The 16175-nt window shown below is 70.9% G+C and carries 13 protein-coding genes; 3 read left to right on the top strand and 10 right to left on the bottom strand.

The window, feature by feature from the left end:
* The gene (locus ACLII4_RS02995; RefSeq protein ID WP_412069417.1) at positions 1-597 is read left to right on the top strand and encodes a flavin reductase family protein; all 597 of its coding nucleotides are present in this window, start codon (positions 1-3) and stop codon (positions 595-597) included.
* Between the two features lie 171 nt (positions 598-768).
* The gene (locus tag ACLII4_RS02990; RefSeq protein ID WP_412069416.1) at positions 769-2196 is read left to right on the top strand and encodes a Gfo/Idh/MocA family protein; all 1428 of its coding nucleotides are present in this window, start codon (positions 769-771) and stop codon (positions 2194-2196) included.
* Positions 2197-2481: 285 nt separating this feature from the next.
* Here ACLII4_RS02990 and ACLII4_RS02985 read toward each other — a convergent pair whose 3' ends face one another.
* Genes ACLII4_RS02985 through ACLII4_RS02975 form a run of 3 tightly spaced genes read right to left on the bottom strand, consistent with a single transcriptional unit; the run spans position 2482 to position 6275 of the window.
* On the bottom strand, positions 2482-3576 hold the full coding sequence (locus tag ACLII4_RS02985; protein WP_412069415.1) for a galactokinase: 1095 nt from the start codon (positions 3574-3576) through the stop codon (positions 2482-2484).
* Complete coding sequence (locus tag ACLII4_RS02980) at positions 3569-5362, bottom strand: sodium:solute symporter family protein (RefSeq protein WP_412069414.1); 1794 nt, start codon at positions 5360-5362, stop codon at positions 3569-3571. Before ACLII4_RS02980 ends, ACLII4_RS02985 begins: the two co-directional genes overlap by 8 nt.
* Positions 5363-5372: 10 nt before the next feature.
* A complete protein-coding gene (locus tag ACLII4_RS02975; protein WP_412069413.1) occupies positions 5373-6275 on the bottom strand; it encodes an NTP transferase domain-containing protein in 903 nt (300 codons plus the stop codon).
* Between the two features lie 136 nt (positions 6276-6411).
* Between ACLII4_RS02975 and ACLII4_RS02970 the strand changes: the two genes are divergently transcribed.
* Positions 6412-7935 carry a sensor histidine kinase gene (locus tag ACLII4_RS02970; protein ID WP_412069412.1) on the top strand — a complete coding sequence of 508 codons (1524 nt, stop codon included), beginning with the start codon at positions 6412-6414 and terminating at the stop codon, positions 7933-7935.
* Here the strand turns inward: ACLII4_RS02970 and recG are convergent.
* From recG to ACLII4_RS02935, 7 genes are all read right to left on the bottom strand, one after another.
* Positions 7932-10085, bottom strand: a complete 2154-nt coding sequence (recG, locus tag ACLII4_RS02965) for an ATP-dependent DNA helicase RecG (protein WP_412069411.1) — start codon at positions 10083-10085, stop codon at positions 7932-7934. The genes ACLII4_RS02970 and recG overlap by 4 nt on opposite strands.
* A 36-nt stretch (positions 10086-10121) precedes the next feature.
* Positions 10122-12434: a PAS domain-containing protein gene (locus tag ACLII4_RS02960; RefSeq protein WP_412069410.1), complete on the bottom strand. Its 2313-nt coding sequence runs from the start codon at positions 12432-12434 to the stop codon at positions 10122-10124.
* A 169-nt stretch (positions 12435-12603) separates the two neighbouring features.
* Positions 12604-12774 carry a hypothetical protein gene (locus ACLII4_RS02955; protein ID WP_412069409.1) on the bottom strand — a complete coding sequence of 57 codons (171 nt, stop codon included), beginning with the start codon at positions 12772-12774 and terminating at the stop codon, positions 12604-12606.
* Positions 12775-13068: 294 nt separating this feature from the next.
* Positions 13069-13692, bottom strand: coding sequence for a carboxypeptidase-like regulatory domain-containing protein (locus tag ACLII4_RS02950; protein WP_412069408.1), 624 nt, complete (start codon positions 13690-13692; stop codon positions 13069-13071).
* Positions 13693-13734: 42 nt separating this feature from the next.
* Positions 13735-14094, bottom strand: coding sequence for a curli-like amyloid fiber formation chaperone CsgH (gene csgH / locus ACLII4_RS02945; protein WP_412069407.1), 360 nt, complete (start codon positions 14092-14094; stop codon positions 13735-13737).
* Positions 14094-14633, bottom strand: a complete 540-nt coding sequence (locus ACLII4_RS02940; RefSeq protein WP_412069406.1) for a hypothetical protein — start codon at positions 14631-14633, stop codon at positions 14094-14096. Before ACLII4_RS02940 ends, csgH begins: the two co-directional genes overlap by 1 nt.
* A gap of 154 nt (positions 14634-14787) precedes the next feature.
* Positions 14788-16146, bottom strand: a complete 1359-nt coding sequence (locus ACLII4_RS02935) for a hypothetical protein (RefSeq protein ID WP_412069405.1) — start codon at positions 16144-16146, stop codon at positions 14788-14790.
* Positions 16147-16175: the final 29 nt, after the last annotated feature.

Genomic DNA, 16175 nt, shown 5'->3' with positions numbered 1-16175 from the left:
GTGGACCTCGCCCTCGACGCCCTCTCCCAACGCGACCGCTACAAGCTGCTGACCGCGCTCGTGGTGCCGCGTCCCATCGCGTGGGTCACGACGCGCAACGAGGACGGGTCGGTCAACGCGGCGCCGTACAGCTTTTTCAACGTCATGGGCACGGCCCCGCCGGTCGTCGCCTTCGGGCCGGACGACGCGGGGCCAACCAAGGACACGCCGCGCAACATCCGCCGGACGGGCCGCTTCGTGATCAACTTGGTCGATGAGGCGACGGCGCCCGCCATGCACGCGTCGTCGGCGTCGTATCCCCGCGACGTCTCCGAGGTGGACGCCCTGGGGCTGGCGCTCGCCGAGATGGACTGGGGCGACGTGCCCCGCATCGCCGACGCCCCGGCCGCGCTGGCGTGCCGCGAGCACGCGACGCACCTCATCGGCCAGACACGCGTCGTGCTCGGCATCGTCGAGGGCCTCTACGTCCGCGACGACTTGGTGGACGAGCGGTACCGAATCGACCAGGCCGCCCGCCGCGCTGTCGGCCGCCTCGGTGGCGGGCTGTACGCGACGACGACGTTCCTCGATCTCGGCCCCCGGCCGACACTGGAGTAGAGCGGAACTCTGCGCCCTGTGACGGGCTCGCGGTCGGCTCGACCCATCACCCCTATCCCCTCCTGGACAGGAGGGGAACTGTCCTCTCCTGGATGTTGCCAGCAGCCAGGCGCGGCCCTCGACGGGAATCGATGCGCGGAGTATCGTAGGGGCTCACCGCACCCACCCGACGTGTCCGACTCCGAGCGCTCCAACCTCGACCGACGGTCCCTCCTCAAGCTCGGCGCCCTTGGGTTGGGCGGCGCGGCTGCCGGCGGGCTGGGCTGCGCCACCGCGGCAGAGGCCGCGAACGCGTCAGCGGGCGCCCGCGCGCTGGCTCCCAGGGCCGCGCTCGACGCCGTGCCCTCCTCCATCGGGCCAGCCCCGACCGGCTTCTTGGCGGCCCCGCCCATCGAGACCGTCCGCATCGGGTTCGTGGGCGTCGGCCTCCAGGGCGGGAGCCACGTCCGCAACTTCCTCAAGATCGACGGGGTCGAGATCGTGGCCATCTGCGACATCGACGCTCCGCGCGCCCGAGAGGTCGCCGGGTGGGTCGTCGACGACGGGCGCCGCGCCCCCACACTGTATACGGCTGGCGACCGCGACTACGAGCGGATGTGCGACACCGAGGACCTCGACTTGGTGTTCATCGCCACGCCGTGGGAGTGGCACGTGCCGCAGTGCGTGACCGCGATGGAGACCGGCAGCCACGCCGCGACGGAGGTCCCGCTGGCGTACACGCTGGACGACTGCTGGCGGCTCGTCGAGACGGCCGAGGCGCAGCAGAAGCACTGCGTGATGATGGAGAACTGCAACTACGACCGGCCCGAGATGCTGGTCTTTAACCTCGCCAAGCAGGGGCTCTTGGGCGAGATCCTGCACGCCGAGTGCGGCTACCTCCACGACCTGCGCGCCATCAAGTTTTCCGACGCCAACGAGGGCCTGTGGCGGCTCGCGCACTCGACGCAGCGCGACGCCAACCTCTACCCGACGCACGGGCTCGGGCCGGTCGCCAACGTGATGGATATCAACCGGGGCGACCAGTTCAGGTACCTCGTCTCGATGAGTTCGCCGTCGCGCGGCTTGCAGGACTACGCCGCCGAGCACCTCTCCTCCGACGACCCGCGCCGGGACCAGACGTACGTGCTGGGCGACGTCAACGTCTGCCTGATCAAGACGGCGAACGGCAAGACCATCTACGTCTCGCACGACACGAACCTGCCGCGCCCGTACTCCCGGATCCACACCGTTCAGGGATCGAAAGGGATTTTCCAGGGCTACCCTAACCGGCTCCACATCGAGGGCGTCAGCCCGGCGCATCGCTGGGAGGCCTGGGAGGACGTGCTGCCGCGCTACGACCACCCGTTGTGGCGCGACCTCGACGAGCGCAGCGCCGGGGCCGGGCACGGCGGGATGGACTACATCGAGGACTACCGCCTTATCAAGTGCCTGCGCGAGGGCCTGCCGACCGACATGACCGTCTACGACGGCGCCGCGCTCAGCGCCGTCCAGCCGCTCACCGAGTGGTCGAACGCGAACGGCAGCCAGCCCGCCGCCTTCCCGGACTTTACCCGGGGGCAGTGGCGCACGAACCCGCCGCTCGAGATCTTCCGCGCGTAGTCAGTTCGCCCGCCAGATTCTTGCCTCATGCTTGCCTACGAGGCCCCCGTTCCCCGTGGGAGAGCAAGGCTGCTGATGGCTAGGCACGACGGCCCAACCTTGTCATCCTGAACGGACGTGAAGGATCTCTACGCCAGCGTCCCGGGCCTTCGGGACGGATGTCTGGGCTCGGGGTCTCGCGTCGAGATCCTTCGCAAGCTCAGGATGACAGGGGGTGGAAGGTAGAGCCAACCCGTAACGGCTCTGCCGTGGGAGAAGGTGAGGCGAAAGCTCTCGGGACGGGGATCACGACGCCCGCCAGACGTCGGCGCCGGGGCCGGGCCGGGCGACGAACGCGGGCTGGGCGCCGGGCATCTCGGCCTGCGCCAGCCGGAGCGCGGCCACCACGTCGTCGGCGCCGCCAGCCTCGGAGAGGGCCACGATGGAGCCGCCGAACCCGGCCCCGGTCATCCGCGCCCCGGCCGCTCCGAAATCGCGCGCGACGGCCACCAGCGCGTCCAGCGCCGGGTGGCTGACCCCCAGTCGATCCCGCAGCGAGGCGTGGGAGGCGTCCATCAACTGGCCGCACGCCGCCGCGTCGCCGGCCACGAGCGCGCGTTCGAACGCCTCGACGCGCGCGACCTCGGTCCGGATGTGCTCGGCGACCTCGGGCCGACGGTGCGCCGCGCGGATCTCGTTGTAGCGCGCCTGCGCCGCCCCCGACTTCTCGGCCCGGACGCCGGTGTGCGCGACGACCAGTCGGAAGGACGCGGGGACCGGGATCGCGCGCCAGCGGAGCGGGTCGAAGTCGATGCGGAGCGCGCAGCCCGGTTTTCCGCCCAGACTCGCAGCCTGGTCCATCCCCCCGCCCGCCGTGCCGACGTGACGCTCGGCCAGGGCAAATCGCGTCGCAAGGTCGAGCCGCCGCGCCTCGGTGAGGTCCCCGAGGCGGTCAGAGGCGGCCAGCATCGCCAGCCCGCTCGCGACCACGAGTGCCGACGACGACGACAGCCCGGACGCCTCGGGCAGGTCGGACGTGACCAACAGGTCGACCCCAACCGCGTCGTCGACCATCGTCGCGGCGGCTTCGAGGTAGGCCGCCCAGTCCCCGCCCGGACGAGCGTGTCCGATCTCGCGTAGGTCGAACGACACGCCTGCCTCACGAACGGAGACGGCTTGGACTTGGCGATCCGCGCGTGGCGCCCACGCGGCGGTGATCCCCCGGCCGAGCGCCGCCGGAAGGACGGGCCCGCCGTGGTAGTCGATGTGCTCCCCGATGAGGTTCACGCGCCCCGGCGCGAACGCCGCGCCGTCCGCCTCGCGCCCGAACACCTCGCGGAAGTGCGCCAGCGCCGCCTCGCGCCGATCGTCGGCCATCATCGGAGCCGCGCCCTCAGGCATCGTCGCCCACGCCGACGTGGGGGAACAGCCGCATCACGCCGATGCTCGCCACGAGCGCCAGCGCCAAAACGGCAATCCCGACCCCGTATTCGCCGTAGATCAGGTAGCCGGTCCCGAAGAGCGCCGCGTAGACGGCGACGCAGCCCAGGAACCACGCGAGCGCCGCGGCCGGGATCGACCCGTCGCCCGCCCCCTCGTCGCCGATCTCCATGCTTGCGCGGACGCTTGCCCAGCCCGGCCCTTGCGGCCGAATCTTGCGGACGAAGCGCTGGAGCGTCTCCCTGTCGGCCGGCGGCGTCACCAGCGTGACGGCCACCCAGCCGACCGTCGTGATGAGCACGGCCATGACCAGGCTCGTGCTGCTGTCCCAGTCCGGCGACGCCCACGAGAGCCCCCACAGGCCGCCCGTCAGCCAGACGGCGACGGCGAACGAGATCACCATGGCGCTGATCTCACTCCACGCGTTGATGCGCCACCAGAACCAGCGAAGCAAGAACACCAGCCCCGTCCCGGCGCCGATCTGGAGCAGGATGTCGAACGCCTGGAGCGCGTTGCTCAGCCCGAGCGCGACGACGCCCATCAACACGGTCAGCCCGACCGTCGTGACGCGGGCGACGGTGACGTAGTGCGCCTCGGTCGCGCCGCGGACGGCGAACCGGCGGTAGACGTCCTGCACCACGTACGACGCGCCCCAGTTGAGGTGCGTGCTGACGGTCGACATGTAGGCCGCCGCGAGCGACGCCACGACCAAGCCCAGCAGGCCCGAGGGCAGGAAGACCAGCATCGCCGGGTACGCCAGGTCGTGGCCCAGGATCGACGGGTCGAGGTCGGGGAACGCGGTCTGAATCGACTCCAGCGTCGGGTACACCACCATCGACGCGAGTGCGACCAAGACCCACGGCCACGGGCGCAAGCCGTAGTGGGCGACGTTGAACCACAGGATCGCCTTCAGCGAGTCGTCCTCCGACTTGGCCGCCAGCATCCGCTGGGCGTTGTAGCCGCCGCCGCCGGGCTCCGAGCCGGGGTACCACGTGCTCCACCACTGGACCGCGACGGGCACGATAAAGACCGCCAGCGCCGTGTCCCAGTCCGAGAAATCGGGCAGGAAGCCCGTCTTGCCGTCGAGCGCCGGGTTGTCGAGCAGCGCCGCCAGCCCACCGACGGCCGGGTGGCCGACCGCGTAGACGGCCGCCGCGATCGCGCCCACCATCGCCAGCACGAACAGCAATAGGTCCGTTGCCACGACGCCCCACAGGCCCGACGTTGCGGAGTACAGGACGGTGATCGTCCCCGCGACCAGCACCACCTGCACCGGGCTCACGCCCAACAGCACGCCGCCAATCTTGATCGCCGCCAGCGTCACCGTCGCCAGGATCATCGTGTTGAAGAAGACGCCGAGGTAGACGGCCCGGAAGCCGCGCAGGAAGGCGGCGGGCTTGCCGGAGTAGCGCAGCTCGTAGAACTCGAGGTCGGTCACCACCTCCGACCGTCGCCACAGCTTGGCGTAGAAGAACACCGTCAGCATGCCTGTGATGGCGAACGCCCACCACACCCAGTTGCCGCTGACGCCGTTCGTCCGCACGATGTCGGTGACCAGGTTCGGCGTATCGGTCGAGAAGGTGGTCGCGACCATCGACGTGCCCAGCACCCACCACGGCAGCTTGCGGCCGGCCAGGAAGTACGCGGTCGTCCCCTCGCCCGCCCGCTTGGTGAAGTACAGGCCGATGGCCAGGATGACGACGCCGTAGAGGGCGATCACCCACCAGTCGATGGCAGCGAGTTGCATGGCGGGGGGACTACCGAGAGCCTGGGCTCCCGACGGTGTCGGCACGGAACGGGTCGACCTGCGCGGCGAGCGGCTGGGTGTAGTGCCCGGCGCGGTGCGCCTCAGCGATCCGCGCGGTCGCGGCGGGCAGGTCGGCGGCAAACGTAAGTCCGAACCACCCGTGCGCTCGTCCGGCGAGGCGGACCGTCACCTCGCCCCCAGCACGGAGCCGGTCGAGAACGGACGAGAGCAGAAACTCCCCGCTGGCGGTCTGGCGGTCGAACTCTCGCGCCAGCAGCGCCTGGATGCCGGGGCCCAGCACCCACAGGTTCATGGACCCGAGCGCGTCGCGCGGCAGAGCAACGTCCTCGCCGGACACCGATCGCCCTCGGAGCGGCCCGTGTCCACCCTCCTCGCGCACGTCGTAGATCTCATCGATGGCCGTCACAGCGTCGCCCTCGGTCTGCACCCACCCCCGCGAGACGCCGCCGTGGTCGGACAGCGTGTCGAGGATGGGGTAGGCAACGAGGGCGCACCACACCGGCTCGCCGACCGCCGAGCTCGTGGTGCTTGCGGATTGCCACAAGCGGGTCAGGGCGTCGCGGCCATACGCGTCGTCGCCGTTGGCGATGGCGGAGGGCCCGTCGATCCCGTCGAGCCCGACGAGCGCCGCGTGGGCCGTCCCGAGCGCGGCGCGCTGGTGGACAATGCGGATTGGGAGCCCGGCGCCGAGGTGCCGGTCGAGGTGCTCGCGGATCGTCGCCTCGATCTCCGGGCGGACCACGACCACGACCTCCTCAAACCCCGCCAGCAGAGCGTCGACGACGGTGTAGGTCAGGATCGACGCACCGCCCGGCCCGACGGGGGCGACCTGCTTCAGCGCGCCGAAGCGCGTCGAGCGGCCCGCGGCGAGCAGGAGGAGCGGGACGGTCATCGAGTGCAGCGGGGAGGTCCCGCAAGATCGGCCCGGCGCGGGGCCAGAGGGCCCCATGAAAAGTGCGGAGCGCCGATCGGCGGCGTCGAGCGGACCGGCCCGTGGCCTACGTTTCTTGCCTATCGAGGCGCCGGTCATGCGTACGTCTCCCGTCCACCCTGTCCACCTCCGGTTCCGCGATCCGGCCACCGAGTCCGCGTTCGTGGCGGCCTACGATGCACGGTCGTGGCCCCTGGTGCGGGCGGCGCTCGTGCTCGGGCTGGTCCAGTACGCCGCGTTCGGGTGGCTGGACCAGTGGGTGGCGCCGATGGCCTTCGAGGCCGTCCGCGCGGTCCGCATCGCCGTGTGCGTCGTGATCGCCGTCGGGATCGCCGCGACGTACCGACCCCGCGTGCGCCGGTGGCTCCGTCCGGCGGAGGCCGTGGCCATCGCTGGCGGGCTGGGCGTCGTCGCGATGGAGTGGGCCGTCCAGCACGCCGTCCAGACTGCCGGGCTGCCGGCCCGCACGGGCGGGCTGCTGATCCTCGACGGGTACTACTACAGCGGGCTGATGCTGGTGCTGATCTACGTCCACGTCCTACTGCGCCTCCGGTTCGTGACGGCGTCGGCGATCGGGGCCGGGCTGATCGCGCTGTACCTCGCCGTGGCGTCGCTGCACACGCCGGGGCTCCAACTCGTCAACGCGGCCCAGTTCCTCCTGTCGACCCAGCTCAGCGGCATGGTGGCCTCGTATGCGCTCGAGCGCTATGCCCGTCACGAGTTCGCGCACGCGCGCCGGCTCGCCGAGAGCCACGCCACGCTGACGGCCGCGCTCGACGGGCTGACGGCGGCGCAGGACCGGCTCGTCCACGCCGAGAAGATGGCGTCGCTGGGGCGCGTCACGGCGGGCGTGGCGCACGAGATCCAGAACCCGCTCAACTTCGTGACCAACTTCGCCGCGCTCGCAAGCGAGGGCGTGGCCGACCTCCGGGCGGCGCTCGGGCCCGTCGCGCCGGACGTCGAGGAGGCGCTCGACGACATCGCGCTGGGGGTCGACAAGGTGGCCGAGCACGGGGCCCGGGCCAGCGGCGTCGTCGCGAGCATGCTCGACCACAGCCGCCGCGGCCCGTCGACGCGGGCCGCCGTCGACCTCAACGCGCTCGTCGCCGAGCACGCCACCATCGCCGCCCACGCCGCCGCCGCTCGTGACGCACGCGCCGCCCCCGTCGCGCTCGACCTCGACCCCGCCGTCGGCACGGCGTTCGTGGCCCCGGCCGACCTCGGGCGCGTCGTGCTCAACCTGCTCGGCAACGCCTACCACGCCCTCGGCCAGCGGGAGGCGCCGCACCGGGACGTGCCATCTGACGGGCCGCCCCTGTCGGTCTCCACCCGCCGACATGGCGAGACGGTCGACATCGCCGTGGCCGACCGGGGCGTCGGGATGTCGCCCGAGGTGGCCGCCCGCGCCTTCGAGCCGTTCTTCACCACGAAGCCGACGGGCCAGGGGACCGGCCTGGGCCTGTCGCTGGCGTACGAGATCGTGACCGAGGGTCACGGCGGGGCGCTGGCGATCGAGTCGGTCGAGGGCGAGGGCACGACGGTCCGGCTGGCGCTCCCCGCGCCCGTCGCCCGCCCGGCCGACGGCACCGCCCCCGAGGTCGACGCCCTCATCCCGGCCTAGCCCACGCGGGCGAAGCCCAAGCTCTTGGGCGCCGTCCGCCCGAAGTGCTCGCGCATGGCCGTCAGCTCCGGCGCCGCGAGCGTCGCGTCCGCCTCGGCAATCGCGAAGGCCGCCTCGCGAGCCTCGGACAGGATCTCGGCGTCGCGCACCACATCCGCGATCTTGAGGTCCGGCAGGCCGGACTGCCGCGTGCCGAAAAAGTCGCCCGCGCCGCGCAAGCGGAGGTCGATCTCCGAGATCTCGAAGCCGTCGGTCGTGTCGGCCATGGCCTGCAAGCGCTCCTCGGCGTCGGCGGTGCGCTTGTAGGACGCCATCAGGAAACAGAAGCTCTGGTCGGCGCCGCGCCCGACGCGCCCGCGCAGCTGGTGGAGCTGGCTGAGCCCGAACCGCTCGGCGTGCTCGATCACCATGACCGTCGCGTTCGGCACGTCGACGCCCACCTCGATGACCGTGGTCGCCACCAGCACGTCCGTCTCGCCGGCCTTGAACCGGTCCATCGCCTCCTCCTTCTCGTACGACAGCATCCGGCCGTGGACGAGGTCGACGCGGTACGGGCGGATGGCGTCCGCCAGCTCGGATGCGCCCGACTCGGCGTCCTTCACGTCCGCCAGCGTCTCGCTCTCGGACTCCTCCACGAGTGGGAAGACCACGTATGCCTGCCGCCCCTCGCGCAGCTGCTCCTTGACGAACGCCAGCATCTCCTCGCGCCGCTTTTCGGAATAGACGCGCGTGTCGATGGGCTTGCGGCCCGCCGGCAGCTCGTCGATGGCCGACACGTCGAGGTCGCCGTAGACCGTCATCGCGAGCGAGCGCGGGATGGGCGTCGCCGTCATCATCAACACGTGGGGGCGCTGGCCCTTGCGGAACATCTTGGCCCGCTGCACGACCCCGAAGCGGTGCTGCTCGTCGACGACCGCCAGCCCCAGGTTCTGGAAGGCCACCTTGTCCTCGATGACCGCGTGCGTGCCCACGACGACGTGCGCCGTGCCGTCGGCGATCTCGGCTAGGATCTCTTCGCGGAGCTTCTTGCGCTGCCCGCCGATCAGCAGGTGCGTCTTGAGGCCGAGCGGCTCCAGAAAGCGGCGGATGGTCGAGTAGTGCTGCTCGGTCAGAATCTCCGTCGGCGCCATGAACGAGGCCTGGTAGCCCGCGTCGATGGCCATCAGCATCGCCGCCACGCCGACGACGGTTTTGCCCGAGCCCACGTCGCCCTGGACAAGCCGGTTCATCTGGCGCCCGCTCGCAGTGTCCCGGGCGACCGTCTCGAGCACGCGCTTCTGGGCGCCGGTCAACTCGAACGGCAGGACCTCGTCCAGGAACGCGCGCGCGTTGTGGCCGACGCCGTCGAGCACGACGCCCGCGCGGCGCTCCTGGCGGCCCTTCGTCAGCGCCAACAGGAGCTGGAGGAAGAAGAACTCCTCGAAGATGAGCCGGCGGACGGCGCGCCCCCGCTCGGCCACATCCTTGGGAAAGTGGACGGCCCGGAGTGCCACGTTCCCTGGGATCAGGTCGTACCGCTCGCGCACGGAGTCCGGCAGCACCTCGGGGATCGCCAGCCCGTGCGTCTTGATGAGCCCGTAGATCAGCTTGCGGAAGGTGCGGCTGTTGAGGCCCACCTTCTCGAGCGCCGCGCCGCCCGGGTAGAGCGGCACGATCCGGCCCGTCGTCAGCGCCGCGCTGGCGTCGTCGAGCTTGTCGGACTCGGGGTGGGCCATCGAAAACTGAGACCCGTACTTCTCGACCTTGCCGTGGAAGGCGAACGTGTCGCCCTTGCGATAGAGCCGGTGGATCCAGTTCGCGCCGCGGAACCAGACGCACTTGAGCGTCCCGCCCGAGTCGTCGGTCACGCGGAGCTCGAAGCGGTTGCGCCCGCCCCTCCCCGGGACCAGGCCGGCCGCCGTCACGACGCCGACGACCGTGACGGCGCCGGGCTCGGTGATCTGGCGGATCGGCGTGACGGTGCTCCGGTCGAGGTAGCGGCGCGGGTAGTAGCGCAAGAGGTCGCGGAACGTCTTGACGCCCGCCTTGCGCAGCGGCTCGGCGCGGCGCTCGCCCACCCCGGGCAGCTCTTCGATGTCGGTGTCGAGGACGGAGGCGTCCTCGAGGTCTGCCTCTAGGGGGTCTGTCGCCACGGGATCGGTCTCGGCCATGCCCCAAGCTAAAAGCGCCCGGTGACGGCCGGCGCGTCACACGGCGGGCAGCCGGACGGCAAACGCGCTCCCCGCGCCGATCTCGCTCGTCACCGCGATGGTCCCGCCCAGCATCTCGACGAGTCGCTTGGTGATCGCCAGCCCCAGCCCGTTCCCCTCGTAGCGCCGCCCGTGCCCCTCGGACTCCTGCCGAAACTCGTCGAACAAGAGCGGGAGGAACGTCGCCGAGATGCCTCTCCCCGTGTCGGCCACAGAGATCTCGACGCCGTCGTCGTCGCTCCGAAGCGCAATGGCGACCGAGCCGGTCTCGGTAAACTTGACGGCGTTGCCGATCAGATTCGTCAGGACGCGGCCCAGCGCGCCCTCGTCGCTCGGCATCACGACCGGGCGGTCGGGCAGGTCGACCCGGAACGCGAGCCCCTTGTCCTCGGCCTGGGTCCGGAGCAGCGCCGCCGTGTCGGTGACGACGGTGCACACATCGAGGGGCCGGAGCACGACTTCGTGGCGGCCGGCCTCCATCTGGGCGAGGTCGAGGACCGAGGTCAGCGTGTGGAGCAGGCGCCGCCCGCCCCGGCCGATCAGCGTGGCGAACGTGCCCTCGTCCCCGTCGGGTTCGCGGAGCGCGGCGCCTTCCGCCAGCATGTCGGCGAACCCGATGATGCTGGTGAGCGGGGTCCGGATCTCGTGGCTCAGGTTCGCGAGCATGGCGCTCTTCATCCGGGCGGCCTCCTCGGCCTCGGCGCGTCCGCGCTCCGCGACGGCCATGGCTGCCACCAGGGCGGCCTCGTGGGCCTCGGCCGCCTCGGCGGCCTGGCGGGCGTCCTCGACATCGGTGCACGTGCCCACCCAGCCCAGGAAGGAGTCGTGGTCCGAGATGGGAATGGCCCGGATGGCGAACCGGTGGTAGGGCCCGCTCGCGCTCCGCACGCGGTACTCGATCTCGTGCGTGCTCCGGGCTGCGATCGACGCCTGCCACGCCTCGATGACGCCGGGCAGGTCGTCCGGGTGGACGGCGTCGACCCAGCCCCAGCCGGCGATCTCTTGGGCCGTCTGGCCGGTGAAGTCCGCCCACGCGGCGCTGAGCTCGGAGACGTTGCCGGCGGCGTCGGCCATCCACACCACCTGCGTCGTGGCCTCGACGAACGACCGGAACCGGAGCTCGCTCTCGTGGATGGCCTGCCTCGCCTCCACCCGGTCGGTCACGTCGCGGACGACGGCCTGGACCTCGTCCTCGCCGACGGGCACGATCCGGGCCTCGTAGTGTCGGAGTTGGCCGTCGCCCCGCCTCAGCTCGTACTCGATGCACTGGAGGGCGTCGGCGTCGAGGGCTCGGCCGACGGCGGCCAGCAGCGTGGACGCCGGGGCCGGGGGCAGCGAGGCCTCCACAGTCCACCCGACCAACTGGCGCGGCTCGTGCACCAGGAGCGTCGGGTCCGACGCCTTGACGTCGAGGTAGCGGCCGTCGCGCGAGAGCCGAAGGAACAGGTCGGGCAAGGCCTCGATCAGGCCGCGGTGCCGGGCCTCGCTCTGGCGGAGCGCGGCCTCGCTCGCGAGCCGGGCCGTGAGATCGCGTCCCGTCACGCACACGCCCACGGTGGCGCCAGCGCTGTCGTGGACGCACGCGCACACCAGCTCGTGGGGGACCGGGCCTCCCGGCGCCTGGATCGCGGCGGTCAGCGACGCCGGCCCGCCCGCCCGCGCGTCCCGGACGGCGGCCCGGACGCGGCCGGCGTCGCCTGGGACGAAGAGGGCGTCGAGGGTGAGCCCCGCCAGGCCCCCGGCGGGCTCGCCGGCTACGGCCGTGAGCGCGTCGTTCCACTGCTGCAGACGGCCGTCGAGGTCGACCACCACGACCAGGTCGTCGAGCGCGCTGATGGCGGCGGCCGTGAGGGCCTGGGCGTCGGCGCGAGCTCGCGACTCGTCCGCAAGCCGGGTCTGGGCCTCGCGGTAGGCCATGGAGTCGGCGAGCACCTCGGCCAACTCGACGAGGGTGGCGAGGTCGTCGTCGGTCCAGGTTCGAGGCAGGGCGTCGATGGCGCACAGGGCGCCCAGCACTTCGCCCCCCGCGCTCCGGAGCGGGACGCCGAGGTACGCCTGGCCCGGGTGCGCCCGGTCGCTCGGCCGGCCGCTGTCGACCACGAGAGGGCGGCCCGTCGCAGCAACGTGCTGGCACGGCGAGTCGTCGAGCCACGTCTCGCGCGCGGCGTCGAACGTCTCGGGCACGCCTGCCGCCCCCTTGTACACCTGCCGCCCCGGCTCGACGAGGGTGACGAGAGACGTCGGCGCCCCGAGCAGCCGGGTCGCCAGCTGACAGGTCCGGTCGCACGTCGCGTCTCGCGTGGGCGTCATCAGCCCGACCCGGCGCAGCGCGGCGAGGCGCCGCGGCGTCCCGACCGCCTCGACATCACGGGACGGAGCAGGGCGAAGGGGGAGGGCAACCACTGACACGTTGGACCATTGAGGGAGCGAGAGACTGTGATCGGGTGCCGGGGCACATTGTTTAGCACACCATCCGGGATCACGCGCCCTCCAGCATCTCGGACCCGGTGTGCGCCATCGAAAATGGGCTCCCGTTCACCTCAACCTTGCCGTGGAAGGCGAACGTGTCGCTCTTGCGGGAGAGCCGGTGGATCCAGTTCGCGCCGCGAAACCAGACACACATCAGCGTCCCGCCCGAGTCGTCGGTCACGCGGAGCTCGAAGCGGTTGCGCCCGCCCCTCCCCGGGACCAGCCCGGCCGCCGTCACGACGCCGACGACCGTGACGGCGCCGGGCTCGGTGATCTGGCGGATCGGCGTGACAGTGCTCCGGTCGAAGCCACGTCCTGACGGCCGCCGTGCGCCGCGGCCCGGCGCACGCCCACGCCGGGCAGCTCCTCAACGTCCGTGTCTTAAACGGACGCCTCCGTCGAGGAATCGGCCTCGGCCGTGCTGCAAGCCCGAAGCGCCCGGTGTACTAGTGAGACCCGGCTCGCCGGTCCGCCGCTACTCTGCGACAGTGTCTTCGATCACGACGACCGACGCCGACGCCCCGAGCAACCGCTTGCGGAACGTCGCCAGGTCGCGCTCGCCTGCCAAGAGCTCCGTCCCCGTGACCTCCTGGTAGAAGGGGCCGCGGTCCGTGTCGATGCGGAAGTAGATCTCGTACTCGGCGATGGGGACGTCGCCGTTGTTGATCGCCCGGTACTCGACCGTGACGAAGGAGCTGTCTCTCGAAAACGGCTCGTTGACGAACCCGAGCACCTCCGCTGCGAACTCGACGCCTGTGGGGTTTTCTTCGTCCGTCTCCGGGCGGAGGAAGAGCGCGGCCTGAGCCGTTCGGCCATCCCGGACTTGAACGGTGACCGTGTTCGGGTTGAACCCGTTTTTGGAGGCCGTCAGCGTGTAGGCCCCCGTGAGCACGTCCTGGAAGACGAACTGGCCGTCGTCGCCGACCGTGATGGCGTCGGTGGCTGGGCTCGTGGTGACCGACGCGCGGGGGATGGCCTCGCCGGTCTCGAAGTTGAACACGCTCCCTTCGATGCTGCCAAACCGCTCGGGCTCGACGAGGCCGTCTTTGCAGCCAGCCAGGGAAACGAGGGCGAGGAGGACGAGGGCGATCGACCGCATGGACGCGTCGGTAAGGGAACGGAGCAGGAAGGTACGCCGGGGCTACTCGACCGTCTCTGAGAAGCCGTCGGTGGTGGTCGATCCGTCCGCCCACTCCACCGTCAGCGACATCTCGACGGTGTCGCCCGGGGACATGCCGACGCGTGAGACGGACAAGGTGTCGGTGGCCGACGTCATCTCGAAGGGCCCGCCCTGCTGGGACTCGGAGCGGCCGCTGCGGCCCACTTTCGTCATGGCGAACGTGTAGGTCCCGGACATCCCGGGCTCCCCGTCGACCACGACGGCCGCTTGGTACGCCGGCCCACGCGTGACGTCGATCCGAGCGGTCGGGCCGGTGGCGGCGAGGCCGGCGCCCAACGCGAGCCCTCCGAGCACGGCCGTGATGAGGACCCCGGCGCTCATCACCGCCGCTCGATGACGACCGTAGCCCCGCCCCTCTGCTCGACGTCCGCGGGCTGCATGCCCACCCCGACCGTCTGGATCGCACTGTTCCCGCCGTCGAGTTGGCGGAGCAGGTGGGAGCGGCCGTTGACGCCGTCCAGGAAAAGCTCGTAGTAGTTGTCGTCCCCCTCCTGGATCGACCGTTCGTCGAGGGTGTTTCCGCTCCCCAAGATGTCGGCCAGGAACGCATTGCCGTCGCCCTCCTGCGTCAGCGTCAGCTCGTTGCCTTGCCCGACGACGAACAGGCTGAACTGGTTGCCGAGCCCCCGTTGCGTGAGGTCCACGCGGTTGTCGGAGCCGTCTTGCGAGATGACCGCCACGTTCGACCGGCCGCCCGCGTCGAGGACGGCCTCGCTGAGGGCGACGCCGGAGTCGCTCGTCCCGGCGAGCGAGCCGGCCGACGTGCCCAGGGCCTGCTCGGCCTGCTGGATGAAGGTGTCGCTCTGCTGAGCCGAGGCCAGAGGCGCGGCAAGAAGCACGGCGAGGGCGAGGAGACGCATGGGTCTGGGGGGCTATCGCAGAAGGCACCGGTTGAAACGGTACGCCTGGGCGATTGGTTCGGTGAGAGAGTCAAGAGCTGGCGGCCGTGTTACCGGCCGCCAGCCGGAGGCGCCGAGGCGCCTAGCTGTGCGCAGTTACGCGCGACTTGTCGATTTACTGGACGACGGTGATCGAGTTGTTCGACCCGACCTGCGTGTTGTTCGAGACGTTGTTGTTCGTGTTCTGCGTCACGGTCGCCGTCAGGTCCGTGCCCGACTGCGTGAGGCGAGACCGGTTGTCATCGCCCCCCTGGATCAGGCTGGCCCGGAGCATGGTGCCGTCCTGCAGGACGTTGGCCACGTTGTCGTCGCCCGACTGCCGGATGATGGTCCCCGCGTCGGAGGTGGCCGCGCTGCCCTGGGTCACGGTCGCGCGGTTGTCGTCGCCCGACTGGGCGACCCGCACCGTCGACACCAGGACGTGCTCGGTCTGAGTCACGGTCGCCCGGTTGTCGTCGCCCGACTGGGTGATGTCGGTCTCCGTCGTGACAAACCAGCTGATCGCTGACTGCGTCACGGAGGCGACGTTGTCGTCGCCCGACTGGCGGATATCGACGTCGTTGCCGTCAGCATCGTCGGTCTGGCTCACGGTGGCTCGGTTGTCATCCCCGGACTGGATCACGTCCACGTCATTCCCGTTGGGACCGAACACATTGCTAGCCTGTGTCACGTCGGCCCGGTTGTCGTCGCCCGACTGGCGGATGTCGGCGTCGTTGCTGTCGCTGTTGCCGGTCTGGGACACCGTCGCGCGGTTGTCGTCGCCCGACTGGCGGACATCGACATCGTTGTCGTTAGCACCACCGGTCTGGGACACCGTCGCGCGGTTGTCGTCGCCCGACTGGGCGACCCGCACCGTCGACCCAAGGACGTGCTCGGTCTGAGTCACGGTCGCCCGGTTGTCGTCGCCCGACTGGGTGATGTCGGTCTCCGTCGTGACGTACCAGCTGGTGGCCGACTGCGTCACGGAGGCCACGTTGTCGTCGCCGGACTGGCGGACATCGACGTCGTTGCCGTCGGCGTCGTCGGTCTGGCTCACGGTGGCTCGGTTGTCGTCGCCGGACTGGACGACGTTGACGATGTTGCTATTCGGCGTCCAAGTGGTGAGCGGTGCCTGGGTCACGTCGGCGCGGTTGCCGTCGCCGGACTGGCGGACATCGACATCGTTGTCATTAGCACCACCGGTCTGGGACACCGTCGCGCGGTTGTCGTCGCCCGACTGGCGGATGGTCGCGTCGTTGTCGAATGACGGGCTGAGCTGCTCGATCCGGGCCACGTTGTCGTCCCCGGACTGGCGGACGGTCGCGTCCTGCTCGTCGCCCGACTGGGTCACCGTCGACGTGTTGTCGTCGCCGCCGGCCTGGTTGACCGTGGCCTCTTGGTTCGTGCCGCTCTGGTCGACGGTGGAGGTGTTGTCCTGGGCGGTCGCGGCGGTCGAGAGACCGAGAGCGAGAGCGAGGACGAGAAGGATGCGCATGCGTACGGGGTGGGTGAGAAAGCTCTCTG

The organism is Rubrivirga aquatilis (assembly GCF_046845665.1).
Lineage (GTDB): Bacteria > Bacteroidota > Rhodothermia > Rhodothermales > Rubricoccaceae > Rubrivirga.
Note: the sequence above shows the minus strand (reverse complement) of the source record. Positions and strands in the feature narration are given on the sequence as shown.